Genomic DNA, 24,674 nt, shown 5'->3' with positions numbered 1-24,674 from the left:
GCAGTGAAGCATAAATATTGCCTTGTGATTTGTTCTATCGCTACAATGAAGCAAAAGGAGTGAGTGTAATGAAAATTGAAATTTGGTCTGACTATGTATGTCCATTTTGTTATATTGGTAAAAAGCAATTAGAGAAAGCGATTGAAGATACTGGCTTTGGAGGGCAAGTGGAGTTTGTTTATAAAAGCTATCAATTAGATCCAACTACACCAGTAGAATCGACTAGTACTGTATATGAATCATTAGCCAAGAAATATGGAATGTCTTTAGAAAAGGCTAAGGAAATGACATTGGGCGTAACGGCACGTGCAAAAGAAGTGGGCTTAAACTACGACTTTAGCAATTTGATGGAAGAAAATACGCTAAAAGCACACCGACTTGTGAAATGGGCTGAACAACAGGGAGATGTTACAGCACTTGTGGAATTACTTTTACACAGCCATTTTATTGAAGGAAAGCGTATTGGCCAAGAAGACATTTTATTAGAGATAGCTGAGCAAGTAGGGCTACAGCGTGAAGCGGTTGCAAAGGTTCTTGCAAGTGACGATTATAAAAACGAAGTAGAAGTAGATATTCAAGAAGGTCTACAACTTGGTGTTCGTGGGGTACCATTTTTTGTCTTAAATCGTAAATATGGTATTTCAGGTGCTCAGCCACAGGAGGTATTTGAAGATACACTACGTAAAGTTGCTGAGGAAGAGGGTTTGCAACCAAAGTTAAAGATGGCTGGCTCTGATGATGAGGGTGTATGTACAGATGATAACTGTAAATTGTAGTTTACACAGAGGGGAGTAAAGCTTTATACCCCCTCTTGTTAGATGAATGAAAGAATCTTAACATAATATTTCAGTCAAAAGTCTGAGGAAAGTAACGTTGACATTTTAGGTGAAATTTTTTAAGATTAATATATATCTTGAATTCGAGATATTAGATTATGATGTTTAAGGGAGAATTTATATAATGAACGTTTTAGTAGTAAAAGCTAACAACCGTCCAGACGGTATTTCAACAAAAATGTATGATACATTCATGGAGAATGTACAAGGCCTCAACGTTACAACTTTTGACGTATTTGCTGAAGATATGCCTTATTTTGGACAAGACCTTTTCAATGCATTTGGTAAAGTTCAAAATGGCGGTGAGCTAACAGACATCGAATCACGTCTTTTAGCTGCAAAACAAAAAGCAATGGACGCATTAACTGCAGCTGATATCGTTGTATTTGCATTCCCACTTTGGAACCTAACAATTCCAGCACCTTTACAAACATTTATCGACTATGTATACCAAGCTGGATTTACATTCAAGTATGGTGAAAATGGTCAATTAATTAGCTTAATGACTGACAAAAAAGCAATCATTTTAAATGCTCGTGGTGGCTACTACTCATCACCAGAAGCACAACCAATGGAAATGTCAGTAAATTACATTAAAAATGTAGCAGGTGGCGTATTCGGTATGGAAATTATCGAAGAAGTTATTATTGAAGGTCACAATGCTTCACCTGATAAAGCACAAGAAATTATTGCAAATGGCCTAGAAGAAGTGAAAAAAGTAGCTCAATCACTTCAAACTGTGAATGCATAAAAAATATTTTTTAATAAAAGTCCTCTCAAATTCGGGAGGATTTTTTTTATTTTGTGAACAGATGTATGGTGTGGTATGGAGGTCGGATATATTGATATTAATTAATTATTTAGAATTTACATTTACTAACATCCTGTTTGCGACGCAAGAATTAAAATGATAGTAATCTATGATTTTGGAGAAAAGTAATTAACCATTCTTTTAAAAATACATATAATCAGGACTATTTATTCAGTAAAAAATAGAATTAGTTTAATATAATAGGATTTGTAGGAAAATACTAGATTATTAAGGAGGTTGTTGTATGAATAAGAAATTAATAACTAATTTCTTGGCAATGTTACTCGTTCTATTCGCGTTTATACCATTTGGATTTTCTGCAGATGCTGCTTCCAATGATGTAACACGTGCAGATTATGTAAAAGAACTAGTAAAGAGCTTAGATGTAGAGATAGGTGATGGTTCTTCTCTTGCCTTTACCGATGTCTCTAAGGATTTAGCACCTTATGTAGAAAAGGCTGTGGAATTAAAACTTATTAAAGGTAAAACAGCAACTACATTTGGACCAAACGATAAACTAACACGTCAACAAGCATTTGTTATATCTGCTCGTGGACTAGTTAGTGAAAACGCTTCCCTTTCTATTTTAGAGCAATTTAAAGATGCAGACCAAATTGCAGAGGCATATAAACAAGATTTAGCTAACGCAGTTGCTGCAAACATTTTGCAAGCATTTGAGGATAATACCATTCGCCCTCGTGATTATGTGACGAAGGAGCAAATGGAAAGTATTGTGGAGCGCTTTGTAGCAGAATATAAAGCACCTTCAGCTGGAGCATCAGTAGACCTTCAGATTTTAGGGACAACAGATATCCATACAAATTTAGCTAATTATAATTACTATTTAGATGCTCCCTCAACGGAGGTTGGTTTAGCTAATACGGCTACATTAATTGAACAAGCGCGCGCTAAAAATCCAAATACATTGTTATTCGATAATGGGGATTTAATTCAAGGTACACCACTTGGCTCTTATAAAGCGTTAGAAAGTGTATTAAAGCCAGGGGAAGTGCATCCAGCTATCGCAGCACTTAATGCATTAAAATATGATGGTGGAACTTTAGGAAACCATGAATTCAACTATGGCCTAGACTTTTTAGATGAAGTATTAAACGATGCTAAATATCCAGTCGTAAATGCTAATACTTACGATGCAAAAACGAAAAAGCGTATGTATACACCGTATGTCATTCTTGATAAAGAAGTGGTCGATAGCTCAGGTAAAAAGCATACACTAAAAGTTGGTGTAACGGGAATCGTTCCAACAAAGATTGTTGAATGGGATGCCATTCATTTAGCAGGTAAAGTGGAAATGCAGGAGCCTGTTGAAGCAGTAAAAGAGGTAGTACCAGACATGCAGAAAGCTGGTGCAGATGTAATTGTTGTTCTTTCGCATTCAGGTATTGGTGGGGACACTTATGTGAAGGGTGCTGAAAATGTTGGTTACCAACTAGCAGAAATTGAAGGCATCGATGCTTTAATTACAGGGCATTCTCATTTAACATTCCCTGGTGACTATAAGGACTTGAAAGATGTAGATCAAGAAAAGGGTACGATTCACGGTGTACCGACTGTTATGGCGGGTAGCTATGGTAGTCACCTTGGTGTCATTGATTTAAAATTGGAACAACAAGGATCAGAGTGGGTAGTGGTAGACGGTAAAGGTTCATTGCAATCAATTAAGCAAGAAGGCTTAAAACCATCTGCAACAGTGCTAAAGGCTATTAAAGAAGCACATGAAGGTACATTAACATATATCCGTCAGCCTGTTGGAGAAACAACTGCACCAATCCATAGCTATTTCTCAATGGTACAAGATGATCCTTCTATTCAAATCGTAACACAAGCACAAAAATGGTTTATTGAACAGGAGTTAAAAGGTACTGCTGATGAAAAGACACCTCTTCTTTCTGCTGGAGCACCTTTCAAAGCAGGCTCTCGAAATAACCCACTAGATTACACAAACATTCCTGTGGGACCACTTGCCATTAAAAATATGGCGGACATCTATCATTATGATAATACTGTTGCTACTATTAAAGTGACAGGTGCTCAAGCAATTGAATGGTTAGAAATGGCTGCGGGTATTTTTGCAACAATTGATTCGAATAAAACAGAAGAGCAAAATATTATCGATTCAGAAGCACGTTCTTATAATTTTGACGTGTTGGATGGCTTAACGTATCAAATTGATGTATCATCACCAGCAAAATATGATCGCCGTGGTAGCCTTGTTGATGAGAAGGCAAACCGTATTAAAAATGTACAATATAATGGTAAGCCAATCGATCTAAAACAAGAATTCATCATTATTACAAACAATTATCGTGTTGGTGGATCATATGGGGCAACATTTAAAAATGCTGATGGCTCTAATATTACTAACTATGCGTATGAAAATCGCCAAGCTGTAGTTGATTATATTATGGCGAATAAAACAATTAACCCTGCTGCGGATAATAACTGGTCATTTGTGCCGTTCCCAGCTAATACAAAGGTTATTTACCTATCTGCAAAAGATGCACAAAAGTTCATTCCTGCAGGTAGTAGCATCGAATATTTAGCAGAAACAGAAGCTGGATTCGCTAAATATTTAATTAAATAATGGTTTATGAAAAGGAGAGTACGATTTAATCGCTACTCTCCTTTTTACGTCTGTTAAATGAATGGTACCGTGTGCCCTGATAAGTTAAAATGCCGAAATCCCCGTCTACTAGCAGTCCATAGTCGTGCCCATTCATTTTTAGTTCATGACGCTCTCCGTTTAGTTCTTCAAACGTTACATAATAGGACGTAGATGCTCCAGTATTATTAGAGCCTCCACGTATATTTGTACGTTTTGTCACAACCTTAGCGGGTACCGTTAAAATGGGAGAACTGTTGTTTTTAGACCAGCTGATAATGCCTTTCACAACTATGAAGGCAATGCTGCCGAAAACAATGAAAAAGATAATTGTTATAAAAACGGAACCAAATAAAAATTGATCGTCAAACCAGAGCAGCAAAATTCCTCCTTTCCTTTGGTGCTGAGGTGATTCTTATAGAAGATTTAACTCTAGATCAACAACAATATCTATTTCATCACTGATTAAAACGCCGCCTGTTTCTAGAAACGTATTATAGACTAGATTAAAATCGCGACGATCGATTTGTGCCTTTGCTTGAAAGCCAAATACTTCTTGTGCCCATGGATTGACACCTTTTCCTGTATATACTGTTGTAAATACAATGGGCCTTGTTATGTTTTTGATAGTTAAATCCCCATGAATTGCAAATTTTCTTTCATGAAGTTGATCAATGTATGTAGAAGTAAATATGATTTTTGGATAGACGTCTGCATCAAAAAAATCGGGAGAAACGAGATGGACATCACGATCATGATTTTTGGTAGAGACACTAGCCACGGCAATAGTAAATGAAATGTTTGCCTTCTGCATTTGTTCAATATCTGCTGCAACTATCTCAGCATTGTACGCTTCGAATGTTCCGTGAATACGGGAAATCATCATATGTCGCACAGAAAAGCCAATTGTTGAATGACTGAAATCAATAGTGTATTTTTTCATTTGAAAACCCCCTAAAACAGCATTCTACAACGAATGATAAAGTAAATAATTTGCTTATTCAATGAGTTTTTCATAAATGTGGAAATGTAGACACTTTTATAAAAGTGTAATCTGTGAGCATCTTAGTCATATTCTTATAAAGATGGGCATTTTATTGTTAGCAGGTGATCTAAAAAATTCCCTCTATAAATTGAAAAAAATGAGATTAAAGTTACTTTTAGTAATTTAATATAAAAAAGTTAATTGATTATTTTATGTAAATAAGTTACTTCAAATTTACATTTACTACATTAATCGTTACAATAGTTACATAGAGGTGAAAAATTATGAATGAGACAACTTTATGTCCTCGTTTAGCAAAAGCAATGGATTTAATCGGAAAACGATGGACGGGGTTAATATTATATCAATTACTAGATGGACCACAGCGTTTTAATGAAATCGAGTCTGCCTTACCTGTCAGTGGGCGCTTATTATCAGAACGCTTAAAGGAACTTGAGAAAGAAGGGCTTGTTGAACGCAAAGTATATTCCGAAGTTCCTGTACGCGTAGAGTATTCTTTAACAGATAAAGGTCGAGCATTAGAAGGCGCTATCCGCAATATAGAAACATGGGCAAGTAGTTGGCTCTAACATGAACAGATTGTTCTACTAGTAAATAAACTGGTTTTAATATTGTGCCAAAAATGACACTTGGAATGACTGTCAATTTTCTTTATAATATTCATCATCTCTGCACAGGTCTTACCTGTCATATAATATGAGATAAAAATACCCTTCATTTTACTTGTCAAATTGGGGTTCTAAATCCATACTGGTGTAGAGTAAGAAGGACGTTAGAAAGGAATTAGCTCTCATGACAAAAGAACAATGGGCGAAGGATTTAGCAAAAAATATTAATCCTGCCAATATTAAGTTAGATGAATCTTTACAGCAGTATACAATGACAAAATTAGGTGGCAAAGCAGATGTTTTTGTTCTTCCTGAAACAGAAGAAGAGGCAGCATCAGTTATTCGCTATGCATATATAAATAATATTCCTTTATTAATGTTAGGCAACGGCTCAAATATGGTTGTTCGTGATGGCGGTCATAGAGGAATCGTTGTAACATTCTCAAGTCTGGATGAGATTCGTATTAATGGTGAGCATGTTTACGCACAAAGTGGTGCACTAATCAAAGATGTATCGAAGCTATCAGCGCAAGCCTCTTTAACTGGTTTCGAATTTGCTTGTGGTATTCCTGGATCAATTGGCGGAGCAATGGCTATGAATGCAGGTGCTTATGGCGGTGAGATTAAGGATATTATTGTTTCATCTAAGGTGTTAACGAGAGAAGGAAACATTTTAATATTATCCAAAGAAGAGCTTGAGCTCGGCTATCGACAAAGCATAATTGCCAAAAAAGGCTATTATGTGTTATCCTCTGAATTTCAATTGGCGGTAGGGGTGCAAGAAGAAATTGATGCGAAGATTGCTGATTTAACGTTCCAACGTGAATCAAAGCAGCCTTTAGAATACCCATCTGCTGGAAGTGTCTTCAAACGCCCACCAGGTCATTTTGCAGGTAAACTTATTCAAGATAGTGGCTTGCAAGGCCAAGGTGTAGGTGATGCAGAAGTCTCTACCAAGCATGCAGGTTTTATTGTCAATAAAGGTAATGCCACTGCTACTGACTATATTGAAACAATCCGAATGGTCCAACGCGTCGTGAAGGAAAAATTTGGTGTTGAATTAGAGACAGAAGTTAAAATTGTTGGTGACGATCTATAATATCACGCCCTTCGTTTAAGTCGAAGGGCGTTTTTTTAGGAGTGAGGATGAAATGAAATTTATATCATGGAATGTTAATGGAATACGAGCATGCTTAGGTAAAGGCTTTTTAGAATTCTTTCATCAAATGGAAGCAGATTTCTTTTGTATCCAAGAAACAAAATGTCAGGCTGGACAAGTAGAGCTTGCTCTTGAAGGATATGAGCAGTATTGGAATTATGCACAGAAGAAAGGGTATTCAGGAACCGCTATATTCACTAAGCATACCCCGTTGTCTGTTAAGTATGGAGTGGGGGAGGAAGACACTCAGGATGAAGGTAGAATTATTACATTAGAATATGAAAACTTCTATTTAGTGAATGTCTATACTCCGAATGCACAGCGCGATTTAGCCAGATTACCTCTCCGCTTAGATTGGGAGGACCGTTTAGCAAGCTATCTACAAAAACTGAATAGTAAGAAGCCCGTAGTCTATTGTGGTGACCTAAATGTTGCACACACTGAAATTGATTTAAAAAATGCAAAGTCTAATATAGGAAATTCAGGATTTACATATGAAGAGCGAGCGAAATTCTCAGAGTTATTAGCAAGTGGTTTTGTAGATTCTTTTCGCTATAAGCATCCTGATGAAACTGACCATTACACATGGTGGTCTTATATGAATAAAGTACGTGAACGCAATATTGGTTGGCGTATTGATTACTTTGTTGTTTCTGATCTATTAAAGAATCAAATTGATATTGCAACAATCCACCCACACATTATGGGCAGCGATCACTGCCCAATTGAATTACAATTACATGTCTAGTGCTAAAAAATCGTATTTTCATGGAGAAAATACGATTTTTTTATGGTTGTTCTAGAAAATTAATAGGGGTTGCTTCGCTCAAAAGTGAAAGCAAAGCGTTGAGGGAACCACTAAAGGATAGCATCGAAGCGCTCATAAAATAGGAGACCGTAAGCCAAATACATGAAACCAACACAAGATAACCTTCTCACATAAAGTCATATCTTCTTCTATAGGAAAATATGATTTTCCAAAACGGTTCAGTAGCCTACAAAATTCTTATTGTTTATACTATTTTAATAGCGAATTGATATAAAATTTTGTATTTAAAGAAGATTTTTTATACATAACATACGGAAATTCGCTAAAAAATTCGCTCGTTAAAACGGGTTTGGGAAGGTAAAACGTGAATATAGTGCAAAGAGGGGGTTATGCAGTGGGAAAGAGAAAGTTTAGGTGGAAAAAGTGGCTCATTGTTTTTGCTGGGGTATTAGCTGCTTTGGCTGTTGTGACTTTTATTGGATTTACATGGTTTATGAATAAATCCAAGCCAGTAGTTGATGGTGAGCTAGTTGTTAGTATTCTGGATCAGGATGTGACGGTTACAAGGGATGATAAAGGGGTTCCGCATATTTTGGCTGAAACAGATGCCGATCTGTATCGTGCACAAGGTTATGTCCAAGCGCAAGATCGACTGTTTCAAATGGATTTAGCACGAAGACAGGCAAGTGGTCGATTATCTGAAATCATTGGGGAAGCAACCGTTAATACGGACAAGCACTTCCGTACGTTCAGTTTACGTGATGCGGCGGAGAAATCATTAGCAGCTTATGATGAAGAAAGTAAGCAAGTACTAGAATGGTATGCTGAAGGGGTAAATGCTTTTATTGCACAGGCGAAGGAAAACAATACCTTAAGCTATGAATTTGCTTTGTTAGGCTATGAACCTGAGGAATGGACGGTTGTTGATTCCTTAACGATAGGTAAATATATGGCTTATGATTTGGGCGGAAATTGGAATACATTAGCCTTCCGTCACTGGGCATTACAAAACTTTGATGAAGCAAAGGCGAAGGAATTATTTATTAAATATCCTGAAAATGCTTCGTCCATTATCGAGGCCAATATCCAAACTCCTGTAGCAGTGGCAGGGCAGTTTAGTGCAGATTTATTACCAAATGAATTTAATGGTAGTAATAACTGGGTTGTTTCTGGGGATAAAACGAAATCTGGAAAACCGATTTTAGCAGATGACCCACATTTAGGGTTAAGTACACCTTCTATTTGGTATCAAATGCACCTACAATCCCCACAACAAAATGTCAGTGGTGTTATTTTTGCAGGAATTCCAGGTATTATTTTAGGTCATAATGATGAAATTGCCTGGGGTGTTACGAATGTGGGGCCAGATGTACAGGATCTATATATTGAAATACCAAATCCGGATGACCCAACACAATTCCGCTATGATGGTCAGTGGGAGCAAGCGGAGGTACGTGATGAGCCAATCAAGGTGAAGGATGGTGAAACGGTAGATTTTGACGTCGTTGTCACGCGTCACGGCCCTATTATGACAGATTTAGCTTTTAAGGATACTGAGCCCACAGCACAATTTTCGATGCAATGGACAGCGCTTCAACCTACAGCGGAATTGAGAGCGGTGCTTGGGTTTAATAAGGCAAAATCTTGGGAGGACTTTGAAAAAGCATTAGAAGATTTTAAGGCACCAGCTCAAAACTTTGTTTTTGCCTCAAAGGATGGCACAATCGCCTATAAAGCTAATGGTCAAATACCTATTCGTAAGCAAGGTGATGGACAATTACCAGTGCCAGGTGATTCTAGTGACTATGGCTGGGAAGATTTTATTCCTTGGGATAAACTACCGACTGTAGTGAATCCAAAGGAAGGCTTTATTGCAACGGCGAATAACCAAGTCATTGGAGAGGACTATCCTTATCACATCACGGATTTCTGGGCGCAGCCTTATCGTTTCGAGAGAATTAAAGAAGTGCTAGAGGCAAATGATGAAATTACAGTAGAAGATATGATGGATTTGCAAATGGATCAGCATAATCTTTATGCAAGAGAGTTTCTACCCGATTTATTAACATCTATAAAAGCGAAAGAGCAGGATGGTCAGTACACAGAGATTATTGCTATGTTAGAGGATTGGGATATGGTAGATGCAAAGGAATCAGGTGCCCCCCTTGTCTTCCATACACTTATGATTAAGTTACAGGAAGTGTTGTTTAAGGATCAAATGCCTGAAGATATGTATGACATCATGTATGGGAAGTTTAATATTACAGACCAACTCTTACGTACAGCATATGCAGGAGAGAAAAGCATTTGGATTGAGGAGCAGGGTGGTGTGGATGAGACAGTTTATAAGGCATTCGAGCTGACTATTGCACAATTACAAGATCAATTCGGCAAAAATGCAGCGAAGTGGCAATGGGGTGATTACCATCAGCTTACGTTTGATCATACATTGGGTAGTGCCTCACCAATTCTTGCCGCTTACTTTAATGCTGAAAAGGTTCCAATCGGGGGATCGAAGGTTACTGTACAAGCAGCAGATAATGATTTAGCTGGTAATGTAAATCATGGTGCATCTTGGCGTTTTGTGGTAGATGTAGGGGATTTAAGCTCAGCCTATCATATTGTTGGTCCTGGTCAGAGCGGGCACGTAAAGTCTGATTGGTACCAGGATCAAGTGCTTGATTGGGCGAATGGTGATTATCATCAAACGTTTGTGAAACAAGAAGATATAAAAGGAAAAACATTACAATTAAAGGCACAGTAATAAAAGGTTAGCGTACATAATAAGTGCGCTAACTTTTTTTATTAAAAATTACAATGATATAGATCATTAACATTCAAATATTCGTTTGAATATGATGGAATAATATGTTATATTGATTACAATCAAACGAATATTTGAATGAGGTGAGAAAATGCCAAAAGAAATATGTGAGGTGACGCATGTACATGAAGAAGCGGTCACGAAGGTACAACAACAAATGCCTGATTTGTCAGGTGTAGCAAAATTTTTAAAAGCATTATCTGATGAAACAAGACTTAAAATTGCCTATGCCTTAACAGTAGAAGATGAATTATGTGTTTGTGATGTTGCAACTATTATTGGGTCATCAGTAGCGACAGCATCCCATCATTTACGATATTTAAAAGAAAATAATTTAGCCAGATCACACCGTATAGGAAAGCAAATGTATTATTCTTTAGCAGATGAGCATATATACCAAATTGTAACAATTGCCTATGAACATGCGAAAGAGGGGATTGCCAATGGCAGCGACACCAACTAAACAAGAATACAGGCTACAAAATCTATCCTGCGCCAGCTGTGCGGCGAAATTTGAGAAGAATGTAAAGGCTATACCTGCTGTACAGGATGCACAAGTTAATTTTGGCGCTTCTAAAATTACTGTAATCGGCCCTATTAGTGTCGATCAAATTGAAGAAGCAGGTGCCTTTGATGGCATTAAGGTTACCCAATCAGCAGCAAGAACACTTGACAATGCTACCCCTTTTTACCGTAAAAAAGAGAATGTTCTAGCTGGTATATCTTTGCTTTTTGTTATTTTAGGTTATCTATTTGTTAGTATGCTAGAGGAATCACATCCGCTACCGATAGCGATGTTCATATTAGCGATCCTTGTGGGTGGAGTTGGCATTTTTAAAATAGGCTTCCGAAATCTAGCGCGCTTTGAATTTGATATGAAAACGCTTATGACGATTGCCATTATTGGCGCTGCTATTATTGGCGAATGGGAAGAAGCGGCTGTTGTCGTCTTTTTATTCGCTGTGAGTGAGGCGCTTGAAGCGTATTCAATGGATAAAGCTCGTCAGTCCATCCGTCAGTTAATGGATATAGCTCCACCAACAGCTATTATTAAAAGAGCTCACGGAGAACACTTCCATGAGATGGAACTACCAACAGAAGACATTGAGATAGGTGATATTTTAATTGTCAAGCCAGGGCAAAAGATTGCGATGGATGGGATTGTGATTAGCGGGTTGTCTGCAGTCAACCAAGCAGCCATTACAGGTGAATCGATTCCTGTTAATAAAACAGTAAATGATGAAGTATTTGCTGGGACTCTTAATGAAGAGGGTGCGCTCGAAGTACGTGTGACAAAGCGTGTGGAAGACACAACCATTGCCAAAATTATTCATCTGGTAGAAGAAGCACAGGCAGAAAAAGCACCTTCTCAGCAATTTGTTGATCGCTTTGCAAAATATTACACACCAGCCATCATGATTATTGCTTTTCTAGTAGCTGTTATTCCACCATTATTAGTAGGTGACTGGCAGCACTGGATTTACCAAGGTTTAGCTGTTTTAGTTGTAGGATGTCCTTGTGCACTTGTTGTCTCTACACCAGTTGCCATTGTAACGGCAATTGGGAATGCTGCAAGGCAAGGTGTACTTATTAAAGGCGGTGTTCATTTAGAACAATTAGGACATATTGAAGCTGTAGCCTTTGATAAAACAGGTACATTAACTGAGGGACAACCAGCAGTAACGGATATTGTGACAACAGATAATTGCTCAGAGGACTATGTATTACAACTAGTGGCAGCAGTAGAAAAGCAGTCTCAGCATCCTTTGGCTAAAGCTATTTTAAAAAAATCGCATGATAAAAATTTACCAGAGTTAGTACCAACAGATTTCCAATCAGTAACAGGTAAGGGTGCGTATGCTACAGTAGACAATCAGATTATTTATGTAGGCAGTATGAAATGGATAGTGACATTAACTACTGTAGATAAAAAAATTGAAAATCAAGTTAAAAAATTGCAAGAACAGGGTAAAACAGTAATAGCAGCTGTTTCGAATAGCCAATTTATTGGGCTTATTGGAATTGCTGATCAATTGCGCCATGAAAGTAAGGACGTATTACAAAAATTAAATGCCTTGAAAGTAAAGCATATGGTGATGTTAACAGGTGATGCAGAACCCACAGCACAAGCTATTGCTACTTCATTAAAGATGACAGATGTGCGCGCTGGTTTATTACCAGAGGAAAAATTAATGGCGATTAAGGATTTACGTGCACAATTTGGTGCTGTAGCGATGGTTGGGGACGGGGTAAACGATGCACCAGCATTAGCAACTGCAAATGTAGGAATTGCCATGGGTGGAGCAGGAACAGATGCAGCTCTTGAGACGGCGGATATTGCCTTAATGGGTGACGATCTAACCAAACTTCCGTATACCATTGGCTTGAGCAGAAAAACATTACGCATCATTAAAGAGAATATTATATTTGCCCTAGTTTTAAAATTAATTGCGTTGTTGCTTGTCATTCCAGGATGGCTGACATTATGGATAGCAATTTTTGCGGATATGGGTGCTACGCTATTAGTTGTATTTAATTCTTTAAGACTAATTAGAGCAAAAAAGTAGTATGTAAGGTGTAGTTCTGTAAAATAAGATAGGAAATTAATCTCACACTAACGCTATGAATTTTATGCGAATAGATGCTACTAGGGATTCTTGAAAAAGCATTTTTAAAAGGCTATTATAGTTTCAGGAGTAATGTAACAATCAAATATAAATGAGGCGAAAGTTTGAATATGTCAGATCCTATTTTAGTAAATGTTACAGAAGAGATTGTGCGTGGTTTAGTAAGCTTTTTACTACGAGGACCAGAATATCAAACATTTTGTAAATGCGAAATCTGTGAATTCGACACGGTGGCACTTACACTAAATGCATTGCCAAGTAAGTATGTTACATCTATGGAAGCCAGAGATGAGGCATTTAAAGAAATGAATACTCCTGAAAGTATTGAGCGCATCAACAAAGAGATTATTCATGCGTTACATGTGGTAAATAAGTATCCTCGACACAAAGTAGAGCCTACTTCTTAATAGAAGAGGCTCTTTTTAAGTTGGAGAAGAAGTGTTTTTCTGACATATGTATTTTCAGTTAACTTTTAAGCCAAGCTTGTAGTAAACTAGAGAGTAAGAAAAGGAAAGAGAGGGAAAAGGATATGCCAACACCTAGTATGGAAGACCATATCGAACAAATATATTTATTAATCGCCAACAAAGGATATGCGCGTGTGTCTGACATTGCTGAAGCATTATCTGTACTTCCTTCTTCTGTTACAAAAATGGTTCAAAAATTAGATAAAGATGGTTATTTAGTTTATGAAAAATACCGTGGACTGACATTGACGCCTAAAGGAGAAAAGCTTGGCAAGCGTCTTGTGCAGCGCCATGAATTGCTCGAGCAGTTTTTACGAATGATTGGTGTGGATGAAGAGCGTATTTATGATGATGTTGAGGGAATTGAACATCATTTAAGTTGGAATTCAATCGATCGTATTGCAGATCTTGTGCAAGTAATGGAAGAGAATCCAGACATCGTGAAAAAATTAGAGGCATCTAAGACACAGCATAATCTTTAAAATGATGGTGTGAAGGAAAGGAAGACAATATGAACGCATTACAATCAGGTGAAGTTGTTACATTAACGGTATTAGAGCAACAAGCATCGAAATGGATTTTAACAAATGGAGTGGAAGAACTCCCTTTAAATGCTTCAGAGGTAACAGAGCCACTAGCAGTAGGTGATCGCCTTGAAGTATTTTTATTTGTAGATCGTCGTGGTGATTTGGCTGCTACAACGGCTATTCCAGCTTTTACTCAAGGAGAATATGGCTGGGCTCGTGTCTTGAAAGTGGTTGAACGTGAAGGTGCTTTTGTAGATATTGGTACATCTCGTGAGGTTTTAGTAAGAGCAGAGGATTTACCAGCAGTAAAAGAGTTGTGGCCAGAACCAGGTGACCATGTATTTATGACATTGCGTACGGATCGAAATGGTGATTTATTTGGACGTTTGGCAACGGAAGAAAAAGTGACAGAACTATATGAAGGTGCACTAGAAGATATGCACAATAAAAACATTCAGGCACGTCCATATCGTTTGTTACCAGTTGGCACATTTTTACTAGGGGTAGAAGCGCCTTACCGTATTTTTGTTCATGAATCAGAGCGCAATGCAGAGCCTCGATTAGGGCAAGATGTAGTTGTACGGATTATCGACGTAAAAGAGGATGGTTCGATGAATGGCTCCCTTTTACCAAGAAAGCATGAACGACTTTCAAATGATGCACAGCAAATATTGACTTATCTACAAGATGTGGGCGGCAAAATGCCATTTGGTGATAAATCATCCCCTGAAGAGGTTCAAGAAATGTTCAATATGAGTAAAGGGGCATTTAAACGTGCACTAGGAACACTCATGAAGGCTGGTAAAATAAAGCAACAAGACGGTTGGACTGAAGAAGTTTAGTGGAAAATTCACTTGCTAGAATTGCATTACCACAGAAAAAGTGACGAGAGACATCTGAAACCTTCTCGTCTTTTTTTCGTACTAATAATTGTATAGTGGCATACATTATACAGGCTAATAGATGTTTTAGCGAAAGGGGTCACACGATTTGAAAAAAACATGGATTAAAATACTAACAGCTACAATGTTGGTATTTGGAGTGATGGCACCAGCAACAGGGTTTGCATCTGATAATACGCCTCCAAAAGCAATTGATGAAAAATTGGGCGTACCTATCGTCGTATATGGAGCAAATTTATCTGAGGCTGAAAAAGAATCCGTCAAAAAATCATTAAAAGTAAGTGAAGAACCTGAAATCGAAGAAATTACTGTGTCTGGTGAGGATCTAGTAAAATACATTAAAGATAGTAATTCAAGCTCTCGTATGTATTCTTCTGCGAAAATTACACGTAGAGATACGGGGAAAGGTTTAGTTATAGAGATTGTAACGCCATCTAATATTACGCAGGTAACTTCTGAAATGTACGCGAATGCGATGCTTACGGCAGGAATTCAAGATGCAACGGTACAAGTAGCTGCGCCAAAAGCTGTTACGGGACATTCAGCGCTAGTAGGTATTTACAAGGCATATGAAGTTACAACAGGCGAAACGCTTGATATTGAGCGTACCGATGTTGCCAACGAAGAATTATCAGTGGCTACATCTATTGCAGAATCTGCAGGGGTAGATGATGCTAAGGTTGCAGAATTACTGACAGAAATTAAAAAGCAAATTGCGGAATTGAAGCCAGCAACACGTGAAGAAGTAGAAAAAATTGTACAAGAGCAATTAAACAAACTTGAAATTAATTTAAGTGAAAAGGACCGTCAATTGCTAGTAGATTTAATGAATAAAATCAGTAAGCTAGACATTGATTTTAGTAAATGGTCTGAACAGTTAAATGATATTAGTAACACAATCCAAGAAAAATTCGGCTCACTCATGGAAGATAAAGGTTTCTGGGAAAGTGTGAAAAGTTTCTTCGCAAATCTAAAAGATACCATTTCTTCATGGTTTAACTAAAGTTTTATAGTCGTTAAAAAAATCTGTAATACCTACTCAGTATGCTAGAGTGGGTGTTCAGATTTTTTTGCATAACACAAAGAGTACACAAATTTTGTGAAAATATAAAAAGCTATGGTACTATGAAAAAAAGGAGTGGTGAGAAATGGAATTCCAATTACAGCAACTAGCGGAAAATCAATATGCATTTTTGAATGAGCAAAAAGGGGAAAAACTCGCAGAAATTACTTGGCAGCAAAATGGCTCAGTAATGGTAATGGATCACACATATGTATCAGATAAGCTCCGTGGTCAAGGTGTGGCCAAACAATTACTCGATCAAGCAGCATCGTATGCACGTGAAAAGGGTTATAAAATGGAGGCCGTTTGTTCCTATGTTGTAGCCGCATTTGAAAAATCAGATGCATATAATGACGTGAAACAATAAAAATAAGGCAATCTGCTTTTGATTAAGCGGATTGCCTTTTAATTGTTAGAGCAAATCATGTAAGCAGCTCCTTACAGTAGAGTGACACTATAAATTAATACCGTTAAGAAGCTAGCTCCACCTAGTAATGCAGCCATATCTATCCAATCATAAGCTAAATCGAATTCTTTCATCCTAACCACTCTCCTATTTTTAGTATTAATTCATTAATTCCCTTTACTTGCCTTTTATAATCATAAATAGTTACAAAATTATGTTGAATGAAAAAATAGAAGGTTTTCAAGTTGAGTTTTGGTAGGAGATGGAGTGTGATTGTCCGCAATAAAAACGAGACGAATTGTATTGAATAGCAGTATCATTACTAGATAAAAAAGCAAGTATAAGTCTTACATTTATATATATGCTAGAAGTTATAAAAAAATAATGTTTATTCTTCTAAGATTAGGGAAAAACTATATTACAGAGCTAGTTTTTATATTTTTAGGAGGTCATAGATCATGGCAAAACGAAAAGGAACAGGTGTTGTCCTTGCAGGTTTAGCGGGATTAGCAGCATCTTACTTAAGTAAAAAAGAGAATCGTGATAAAGCACTAACGATGTTTAATAGTATGAAAGCTAAATTCGAAACGTATCTCACATCTGGACCTAATATGGATGACAGAATTACAGAACGAGTTTCAACAGAGGTAGCAACAGAGGCGGGCACATCTCCAACTAAAATTGCTTCGAATGAAATGGTAGCAGAGGGTGGAGGACATACAGGTGTCCATTTCTATAACGAAGAAATTCAAGAAAAAGAAAAATAAAAACAAAACCTTCTCATTTAAGCATGAGAAGGTCTTTTGTGTGAAATAAGGATCGCTCCTGCAAAGAGCAAAAGGACGATTCCAGTAAATATAAAGCCGCTAATTGTACCAAGTGACAGCCAGCCTAATAAAGAAGAGCCTAAAACGACGCCAAGAGAGAAAAATGCATAAAAATAACCATACGCTTTTCCTCGTACTTCAGCAGTTGTAGAGTCAATTAGTAAGGAATTGACTGAAGGGAATAGGAAACCGAAACCGACGCCATAACAAGCCATCGCTATATAAAGTAAAGTGTTAGAATCAGCTTGACTAATTAATAATTGACTTATGCCCATTAACCCTATACCAACAGACAATGTTTTCAGAGGATCAACCTTATCAAAAATGCGGTTCGTTGGTAAAAGAAAAACAAGAACAGCAATTATACCAAATGTGCTCATTAAAGTACCGCTTAAACGAGAGTCATAGCCTAAAGATTGGACTTTGAGCGGAAGTAGATAAGCAATGACACCTTGAGAAAACATTAAGAAGAAGGCTCCTAAAAAGGCTTTTAATGTTCCCGTGTTCTTAAAAAAGACCCTTATCGGAATATATGTATTCGGTTCTGCTTTCTCTTTTTTTACTTGGTTTGCTTTCAGTAGAAAGAACGCAAGAATGCCTAATAGCAGCATAAAGCTTGCCGTGATATTGAAAACAAATGGGACACTTGTTCGACTTGCTAAAATACCACTAAAAGCAGGGCCTATAATGGCAGCAATACCAACAAATGCACCAGAAATAGCACTGCCCTTACCTCTTTTTTCTTGCTCAGTAGCATTTGCTAAAAATGTGAAGGCAGCAGGAACAATGAAGCCTGCAACAAGTCCATGGATAAAACGTACAATTAATAGTGCGATTGGCTCCTCTATTAAATTATATAGTGTTAACGATAAACCTGTTGTGAAAAGACCAACAATTAGTATGATAAAAGGTCCTTTACGATCTGTTAAAAAGCCTGAAATGATATTACCAAATGTATTGGAAAGTGAATACATACCCACTGCTAGACCAGTTAGAAATGCTGATGCTCCTAAAGATTCAGCATATGTACTCATAACAGGAAGCTGGGTAAAAAGGTCGAAAAACGAAAAGAAAATAATTACATAGATAAATTTCTTCATAGCTCCTCCGATGAAATAGAACATTATAGTAAGTTAGATTCGTAGTTCTATTATAACATTTCCAATACAAAAGGACGCCCAATAAGTTTTGACTTATTAGACGTCCAAAAATTAAAAAATTAAGCTTTTACAACTTCTTTTTTCATTGTTTTGTTTTTAGCAAGATTTACATGCCAAGAAAGTGCTTCCTCTAAAAGATGAGGCGTTTGGTGGTTACCTGTTGCCTCAACTGCACGGTTGTAGTAATCCCATAATTGTTCTTTGTAATCTGGATGTGCACAGTTTTCAATAATTAAAGGTACACGCTCTTTTGGTGCAAGACCACGTAAGTCAGCAATACCTTGCTCTGTTACAATTACATCCACATCATGCTCAGTGTGGTCAACATGAGAAACCATTGGCACAATCGATGAAATAGCTCCACCTTTTGCATATGATTTTGTAACAAAAATACCAAGACGTGCGTTACGTGCAAAGTCTCCTGAACCACCGATACCGTTCATCATACGTGTTCCAGATACATGTGTAGAGTTAACGTTACCATAGATATCTAACTCTAAAGCCGTATTAATTGAGATTAGTCCCAAACGACGTATAAGTTCTGGGTGGTTAGAAATTTCTTGTGAACGTAAGCAAATTTTATCGGCATATTTTTCTAAATTGCCGTATACTTTCTTCTGTAATTCCTCAGTCAGTGTAATGGAAGTAGCAGCAGCAAATTTAACTTTACCTGCATCAATCAGGTTAAATACTGCATCTTGCAGTACTTCTGATGCCACAATGAGATCTTCGAATTCAGAATCTGCGAAACCATCTAGTACAGCGTTTGCTACAGAACCGACACCAGATTGTAAAGGCATTAATTGTTTTGTTAGACGACCTGCTTTAATTTCATCACTGAAGAAGTTTAATAAAATGTTAGCCATTGTTTGTGTTTCTTCATCTGGTGGAACGATTAATGAAGGGGCATCTGGCTCTTCAGAAATAACAATTGCTTTAATTTTAGCTGGATCAACTTTGATACCAATTTCACCAATGCGTTGCATAGCATTGGTCATTGGAATTGCTTCACGATTACCTTGTTCACCTGGAACATAAATATCGTGGATACCAATTAAAGCTTCTGGGTGAGAAATGTTTAACTCGATAATAATATTTTCTGCATATTCTGCAAAAATTGGTGAGTTACCTACAGAGTTTGTTGGAATGATTAATCCATCTTCAGTAATTGCAACAGCTTCAAGAATTAGATATTTAATTGGCCCAATAATTCCTTGACGTACTAGCTCAGCGTTATGAGAAAGATGAGCATCTACATATAAGACATCTCCAGAATTAATTAAATTACGGATACCTGCGTCCCCCTGGAATGGTCCACGTTTACGAATTGCACCAGCTTCTGCTAAGTACTTATCTACTTCTGGTCCTAATGATGCACCTGTATATACATCAATCTTGAATTCTTCATTTTTCGCGCGCTCAACTAATGCCATTGGCACAACTTTTGCGTCCCCAGCACGAGTAAAACCGCTCATCCCAACTACATCACCGTTAGAAATAAGTGCTGCTGCTTCTTCAGCAGTAACAATTTTACTCTCAAGTTCTTTTAAACCTAGGCGTTTTTGAACATTTGCATCCATAAAAAAATCCTCCCCTAAATAATTTTGATGGAAACCGATTACAAAACTAGAAAAAACATTTGAGAATTTTCTGTTTATTCAGTTGTAGTATGACTCCAACCATTTGAATAATACTATCACCAAATTGTCACAAAAACTTTAGAATTAGCATTAAATTGAGTAAAAAAAGGAAAATCGAGCATTAAGATGATTTTTCGACAGAGAAAACGTTTTATTGTAGAGTTGTATAAAATTAGAAAATTCCCACATTAAAAACTGTGTCAAAATTGTTAATGGAGGGGAGAGAAGTGGTCTCTTTTAACGTAAAAAAGAACAGCGAACAATTCATAAAATTGCTCGCTGTCTGTCCATATTAAAAACCTAGAGAACGACGGAAGTAGCTTGCATAGCGTTGGCTAACAGGAATGCGCGTACCATCTTTCATAATTAATAAAAACGTTGAGTGTGAATCTGGTTGAATTTCATCGATGAAGTCAATGTTAACGATATAAGAGCGGTGACAACGAATAAATGAGTCAGGTGCTAAAAATAGCTCTAGATCACTTAGGTTCAAACGGTGATAACCTTCACGAGTCATTGTTTTAACAAATGTTTTACGGAGTTGAGTTTCTAAATAAATCACTTGATCATGTTTGATTGGGTACCAGCAATCATCAATTTTGATGGTAATATAATTTGTTAAGAATGCTGATGGTTTTTGCGGGAAGATAGCAGTAATAGCTCCTTTAGTTTCGCCTTCCTCCATTAAAGGAATACTCATTCCATAGTAAGCGACACCAAAAACATCAGGTTCGATGTATGAGCTGATTTTTTGACCATAGCTAAGTGCTTTGTGTGCGGCTGAACCTTCTTTAATCGGATCACCTGGCTTAATTTTTAAATCAACTTTTTTGCTTGGCTGGTAATACAAATATTCATTTGTATCAGAGATAGCAATGGATGTATTCTCAGGGAAGAACTCCTTAATTATCTCCATTATTTCTTCTATTTGTTTTGGATCCACTTTAAACACCTCGTCTAAACTTTTAAAAATAGTATTATCATCTATTTTACTACATATCCATATAAATTATATAGAGAAGATTTAGGAATAAAATAGAAAAATGTCGATTGACTCATTAAAATGGTGTAAGATGTCTTGTATAATTTGTAAATAAATTTATATAATGACTAATTTTTTTTAATAGGTATATGGTAAAATCTAATTGTTAGGAATAAGTTTACGAGGTTTCTACTATGCGTATGTGATAAATTAGAACTAGAGTAGCAAGTAAAATGTGGTTGAAAGGAAATCGCAGAATATGGTAAAATCCACTGTATAGTCTATTTTTTTTAGATTTGGTGTTTTAGTTGGGTTATTTTTGAGTTATTTTTAATAAAAAATTGTGAAATAGGACTCAGTTCTTATATTGAATAAGCAAATACTATTTTCTTATTTTTAATTCGTTGGGATTGGTGTCAGATTTTGTCATGCAATTCGTGCACTCTGAGGAAAGATGGGGAAGATTATGCAACTACATCAACATTCTATGTCAGAAACGATATCCAAAAGATACTTCCAAGAAATCGATAATATTAATCAATATATCGGTGTCGAAGAATTTTTTAATATTGAGTCGAAATTAATATTTGAAATTTACCATTTAGAATCTACCAAAGCGAAAAAGTCTTTGCATGAGTTAATTGATATTCTTTCAATCCGTTTTGGTAAGCAGGTTATTAAAATTGTTCGAAGTTATTTTTCCGTTTTATCATCAATTGTTGCCCGTAAACTGCTGGACAATCAAGTACCTTCGAAAAAAGCCTTTGCTTTTAATATTGCTTGTAACGATATGATAGAAAATCAGATGAAAGACGCAGAGTTTTTACAATTTGCGGATGATTTAATTGATTTCTTTGTTTACTTTATTGCAGATCGCAAACAACCGACTTTCCGACATCAGACGGTCAACAAAGTAATTATGTATATAAATGATGAACTTGAGAATGATTTAACTGTAGAAAGTATCGCTAATAACTTTCATATCAGTACTAGTCACTTATCACGTATTTTCAGAGAACATGTAGGTATTACATTAGTTGAGTATTTAAATGTTCGACGTGTAGAAGAATCACAATACTACTTACGACATACAAATAAAAGTATTACATCTATCTCAGATCAGTTCCATTTCTGTAACCAAAGTTATTTCACTCGTATTTTTAAAAAATATACAGGTGTTACACCAAAGCATTTCAGAGATGAACTTCATCATGAATTTTATCGTTTTGAAATGGCAGAGACTGAATTACAGAATGTTTAAATTTTGAGCATAAGATGTGAAAAGGTGCGAACGTTTAGCATGGCTAAAGCTCGCACCTTTTTTACGAACAACTGCGGTCTAAATTAGTAGCACTTGCTATTTGATAAAGGTAGAGCCTATAAGGTATACTTCACAGTAGTTGATAAATTATAGTAGGTGGAAAAATGAAAAATTTGAAACTCTTTTCAATGCTTGGTCTAGCAGTTTTTGTGCTTAGTGGCTGTCAAGCAGTGCAAAACAAAGAAGGTTTTTTCTATAGTATCTTTGTAAAACCTATGGAATTTTTACTGGAGTTTTTCGGGAATGATATCTTTTCAGGAAGCTATGGTTTAGCAATCATTGCGATCACGGTTCTAATTCGTTTAGTTTTAATGCCGATTATGTTAAAAAACTATCGTCAGCAGCAATTGATGAAAACGAAAATGGATGCGTTCAAGCCTGAAATGGAAGCCGTTCAGAAAAAAATGAAGGAAGCTAAGACAAAAGAAGAGCAAACACAATATCAACAAGAAATGATGGCTCTCTATCAAAAGCATGGCATTAATCCACTTAACATGGGTTGCTTACCGATGTTAATTCAAATGCCAATTATTATGGGACTTTATTTCTCGATTTTGTATTCTGCGGATGTAAAATCACATGAGTTTTTATGGTTTAGTTTAGGGTCACCTGATATCGTTATGACCATTATTGCAGGGATTGTTTACTTAGTCCAAGCGCGTGTATCATTATGGACTGTACCTGAGCAACAAAAGGCTCAAATGAAAATGTTTATTTATATTTCTCCAATTATGATTGTCTTTATCTCAATGTCTTCTATGGCAGCTCTACCTCTGTATTGGTCTGTCAGTGGTGCATTATTGATTATTCAAACATATATTGGGCGTAAATATTATTCGGAGCATCCCGAAAAAGCAAAAAAATAAATTAAACAATGTCGAGGCGCCTCTGTTGCCTCGACTTTTTTAGGAGGTCAGCAAGATGAACAGAAAGTGGCTAGTATCTATTCTTGTTGCAATTTTTAGTATTGCGGCACTCGTATTTATTATTATAGGGAAATTTAATTTTGCCGTACTTGCGATGACGATTATGTTCGCTTTATCAAATGGGTTTAGAGCTAAAAGTTTTGCAGAGCAGGGCTATGTAAAAGAAGCAAAGTGGATGAAGTATATGGCAATCTTTTTTGCTATTGCTTCAATAGCAGTATTTGTCATTGTTCTAACAGACTAAATAAATATTTACATGGGAAATTCACACCTGAAAATGTGAACAGTGCTAAAATAAGATTATAACGAGTAATACAAAAAAATGGGTATTTTCAGGATGGCATGTTTTCAGAGCAATATCCTTGTTGTACCTGATATTTTAAAAGGGGCATAAATAGTGAAAAACAATCGTCTTCCGCTCATCATAGGTGCTTTGATTTCTATCGCGTTAATCGCAGCTATTTTTGTAGTCTATAACTATAAAAATGATCAAGTAAATAGTGCGACTGATGAGCAACCAAAAACAACAGAAACAAACGACTCTACAGAGAAAGACTCTTCTGTAACAGAGGAGCCAGACAATACACCTGAAACACCTGCAGAATCAGAGCAGCAACCTGACGAAAACGGTTATCTACCAAATCAAACATTACCTACTGAACCAACCTACATAAATGGTATTTTGCTAGCAAATAAAATATATCCACTTCCTTCTACCTTTGCACCTGAAGAAAATCCAGAGGCACGACAAGCTCTAAATCAGATGTTAGCTGCCGCCAAGCAACAAGGATTTGATTTAGTTGCATTTAGTGGGTATCGTTCTTTTGAATATCAAACAAAACTTTATGATAACTATGTAAAACGTGATGGACAAGCAGCAGCAGATCGATACAGTGCTCGACCAGGCTATTCCGAACACCAAACAGGCTTAGCGTTTGATATAGGAGAGCGTGGAAAAGAGGATGTATGGCTGACAGCAGAATTTGGAGAAACGCCAGCAGGACAATGGCTATTTGCGCATGCTCAAGAGTATGGTTTTATTTTACGTTTCCCACAAAATAAAGAAGATATTACAGGTTATATGTATGAATCTTGGCATTATCGTTATGTAGGCAAAGATATTGCAAAAGAGATTACAAAGCAAAATATTACGTTGGAAGAATATTTAGGAGTGAAATAAAAAGGGAAGA

The 24,674-nt window shown here is 36.6% G+C and carries 24 protein-coding genes; 19 read left to right on the top strand and 5 right to left on the bottom strand.

The features are described from left to right. Nucleotides 1-68 precede the first annotated feature (68 nt). The 3 genes from NV349_RS20950 (at nt 69) to NV349_RS20940 (ending at nt 4,252) form a co-directional block, all read left to right on the top strand. Entirely contained in the window at nt 69-776 is a 708-nt protein-coding gene (locus NV349_RS20950; protein WP_036119248.1) for a DsbA family oxidoreductase, read from the top strand. A 184-nt stretch (nt 777-960) separates the two neighbouring features. After that, nucleotides 961-1,587 (top strand): FMN-dependent NADH-azoreductase, encoded by a 627-nt coding sequence (locus tag NV349_RS20945; RefSeq protein WP_036119245.1) that lies wholly within the window; start codon nt 961-963, stop codon nt 1,585-1,587. Nucleotides 1,588-1,891: 304 nt separating this feature from the next. Further along, nucleotides 1,892-4,252: a bifunctional 2',3'-cyclic-nucleotide 2'-phosphodiesterase/3'-nucleotidase gene (locus NV349_RS20940; RefSeq protein ID WP_036119243.1), complete on the top strand. Its 2,361-nt coding sequence runs from the start codon at nt 1,892-1,894 to the stop codon at nt 4,250-4,252. 25 nt (nt 4,253-4,277) lie between these two features. On the opposite strand, the gene NV349_RS20935 is transcribed toward NV349_RS20940, so the two are convergent. Both NV349_RS20935 and NV349_RS20930 read right to left on the bottom strand, forming a co-directional pair. Continuing rightward, nucleotides 4,278-4,652: a DUF2500 domain-containing protein gene (locus NV349_RS20935; protein WP_442916390.1), complete on the bottom strand. Its 375-nt coding sequence runs from the start codon at nt 4,650-4,652 to the stop codon at nt 4,278-4,280. 33 nt (nt 4,653-4,685) lie between these two features. Then, nucleotides 4,686-5,213: a YceI family protein gene (locus tag NV349_RS20930; protein WP_271911145.1), complete on the bottom strand. Its 528-nt coding sequence runs from the start codon at nt 5,211-5,213 to the stop codon at nt 4,686-4,688. Nucleotides 5,214-5,539: 326 nt separating this feature from the next. Here NV349_RS20930 and NV349_RS20925 point away from each other — a divergent pair, with 326 nt between their 5' ends. From NV349_RS20925 to NV349_RS20870, 12 genes are all read left to right on the top strand, one after another. Beyond that, entirely contained in the window at nt 5,540-5,845 is a 306-nt protein-coding gene (locus NV349_RS20925) for a winged helix-turn-helix transcriptional regulator (RefSeq protein WP_036119224.1), read from the top strand. A 223-nt stretch (nt 5,846-6,068) separates the two neighbouring features. Further along, nucleotides 6,069-6,983, top strand: coding sequence for a UDP-N-acetylmuramate dehydrogenase (gene murB, locus NV349_RS20920; protein ID WP_271911143.1), 915 nt, complete (start codon nt 6,069-6,071; stop codon nt 6,981-6,983). A 52-nt stretch (nt 6,984-7,035) separates the two neighbouring features. Beyond that, nucleotides 7,036-7,791, top strand: coding sequence for an exodeoxyribonuclease III (locus NV349_RS20915; protein WP_036119219.1), 756 nt, complete (start codon nt 7,036-7,038; stop codon nt 7,789-7,791). Between the two features lie 415 nt (nt 7,792-8,206). Then, the gene (locus NV349_RS20910) at nt 8,207-10,576 is read left to right on the top strand and encodes a penicillin acylase family protein (protein WP_271911140.1); all 2,370 of its coding nucleotides are present in this window, start codon (nt 8,207-8,209) and stop codon (nt 10,574-10,576) included. A 151-nt stretch (nt 10,577-10,727) separates the two neighbouring features. Next, nucleotides 10,728-11,099, top strand: a complete 372-nt coding sequence (locus NV349_RS20905; RefSeq protein WP_036119214.1) for an ArsR/SmtB family transcription factor — start codon at nt 10,728-10,730, stop codon at nt 11,097-11,099. After that, entirely contained in the window at nt 11,080-13,203 is a 2,124-nt protein-coding gene (locus tag NV349_RS20900; protein WP_271911138.1) for a heavy metal translocating P-type ATPase, read from the top strand. The genes NV349_RS20905 and NV349_RS20900 overlap by 20 nt, the downstream gene beginning before the upstream one ends. 170 nt (nt 13,204-13,373) lie before the next feature. Continuing rightward, nucleotides 13,374-13,670 carry a late competence development ComFB family protein gene (locus tag NV349_RS20895; RefSeq protein WP_369802788.1) on the top strand — a complete coding sequence of 99 codons (297 nt, stop codon included), beginning with the start codon at nt 13,374-13,376 and terminating at the stop codon, nt 13,668-13,670. A gap of 122 nt (nt 13,671-13,792) precedes the next feature. Next, nucleotides 13,793-14,212, top strand: a complete 420-nt coding sequence (mntR, locus tag NV349_RS20890; RefSeq protein WP_036119205.1) for a transcriptional regulator MntR — start codon at nt 13,793-13,795, stop codon at nt 14,210-14,212. 29 nt (nt 14,213-14,241) lie between these two features. Then, complete coding sequence (locus NV349_RS20885; protein ID WP_036119203.1) at nt 14,242-15,099, top strand: CvfB family protein; 858 nt, start codon at nt 14,242-14,244, stop codon at nt 15,097-15,099. A 148-nt stretch (nt 15,100-15,247) separates the two neighbouring features. Next, nucleotides 15,248-16,162: a DUF1002 domain-containing protein gene (locus tag NV349_RS20880; RefSeq protein WP_036119200.1), complete on the top strand. Its 915-nt coding sequence runs from the start codon at nt 15,248-15,250 to the stop codon at nt 16,160-16,162. A 145-nt stretch (nt 16,163-16,307) separates the two neighbouring features. Continuing rightward, nucleotides 16,308-16,589 (top strand): GNAT family N-acetyltransferase, encoded by a 282-nt coding sequence (locus tag NV349_RS20875; RefSeq protein WP_271911134.1) that lies wholly within the window; start codon nt 16,308-16,310, stop codon nt 16,587-16,589. Nucleotides 16,590-17,086: 497 nt separating this feature from the next. Then, the gene (locus tag NV349_RS20870) at nt 17,087-17,395 is read left to right on the top strand and encodes a hypothetical protein (RefSeq protein ID WP_036119194.1); all 309 of its coding nucleotides are present in this window, start codon (nt 17,087-17,089) and stop codon (nt 17,393-17,395) included. A gap of 17 nt (nt 17,396-17,412) precedes the next feature. On the opposite strand, the gene NV349_RS20865 is transcribed toward NV349_RS20870, so the two are convergent. The 3 genes from NV349_RS20865 to NV349_RS20855 form a co-directional block, all read right to left on the bottom strand. Beyond that, nucleotides 17,413-18,555, bottom strand: a complete 1,143-nt coding sequence (locus NV349_RS20865) for an MFS transporter (RefSeq protein ID WP_036119191.1) — start codon at nt 18,553-18,555, stop codon at nt 17,413-17,415. A 119-nt stretch (nt 18,556-18,674) separates the two neighbouring features. Further along, nucleotides 18,675-20,195: a succinyl-CoA:acetate CoA-transferase ScpC gene (locus NV349_RS20860; RefSeq protein WP_036119187.1), complete on the bottom strand. Its 1,521-nt coding sequence runs from the start codon at nt 20,193-20,195 to the stop codon at nt 18,675-18,677. Between the two features lie 352 nt (nt 20,196-20,547). Next, nucleotides 20,548-21,198, bottom strand: coding sequence for a LytTR family DNA-binding domain-containing protein (locus tag NV349_RS20855; RefSeq protein WP_036119184.1), 651 nt, complete (start codon nt 21,196-21,198; stop codon nt 20,548-20,550). 505 nt (nt 21,199-21,703) lie between these two features. Between NV349_RS20855 and NV349_RS20850 the strand changes: the two genes are divergently transcribed. The 4 genes from NV349_RS20850 (at nt 21,704) to NV349_RS20835 (ending at nt 24,664) form a co-directional block, all read left to right on the top strand. Next, nucleotides 21,704-22,498: a helix-turn-helix transcriptional regulator gene (locus NV349_RS20850; RefSeq protein WP_036119181.1), complete on the top strand. Its 795-nt coding sequence runs from the start codon at nt 21,704-21,706 to the stop codon at nt 22,496-22,498. 164 nt (nt 22,499-22,662) lie between these two features. Next, a complete protein-coding gene (gene yidC / locus NV349_RS20845) occupies nt 22,663-23,424 on the top strand; it encodes a membrane protein insertase YidC (protein ID WP_036119178.1) in 762 nt (253 codons plus the stop codon). Between the two features lie 55 nt (nt 23,425-23,479). Beyond that, entirely contained in the window at nt 23,480-23,728 is a 249-nt protein-coding gene (locus NV349_RS20840) for a hypothetical protein (RefSeq protein WP_036119175.1), read from the top strand. 153 nt (nt 23,729-23,881) lie between these two features. Further along, nucleotides 23,882-24,664 carry a M15 family metallopeptidase gene (locus NV349_RS20835; protein WP_036119172.1) on the top strand — a complete coding sequence of 261 codons (783 nt, stop codon included), beginning with the start codon at nt 23,882-23,884 and terminating at the stop codon, nt 24,662-24,664. Nucleotides 24,665-24,674: the final 10 nt, after the last annotated feature.

Origin of the sequence: Lysinibacillus sp. OF-1 (genome assembly GCF_028356935.1) — a bacterium.
Classification (GTDB): Bacteria; Bacillota; Bacilli; order Bacillales_A; family Planococcaceae; genus Lysinibacillus; species Lysinibacillus fusiformis_D.
Note: the sequence above shows the minus strand (reverse complement) of the source record. Positions and strands in the feature narration are given on the sequence as shown.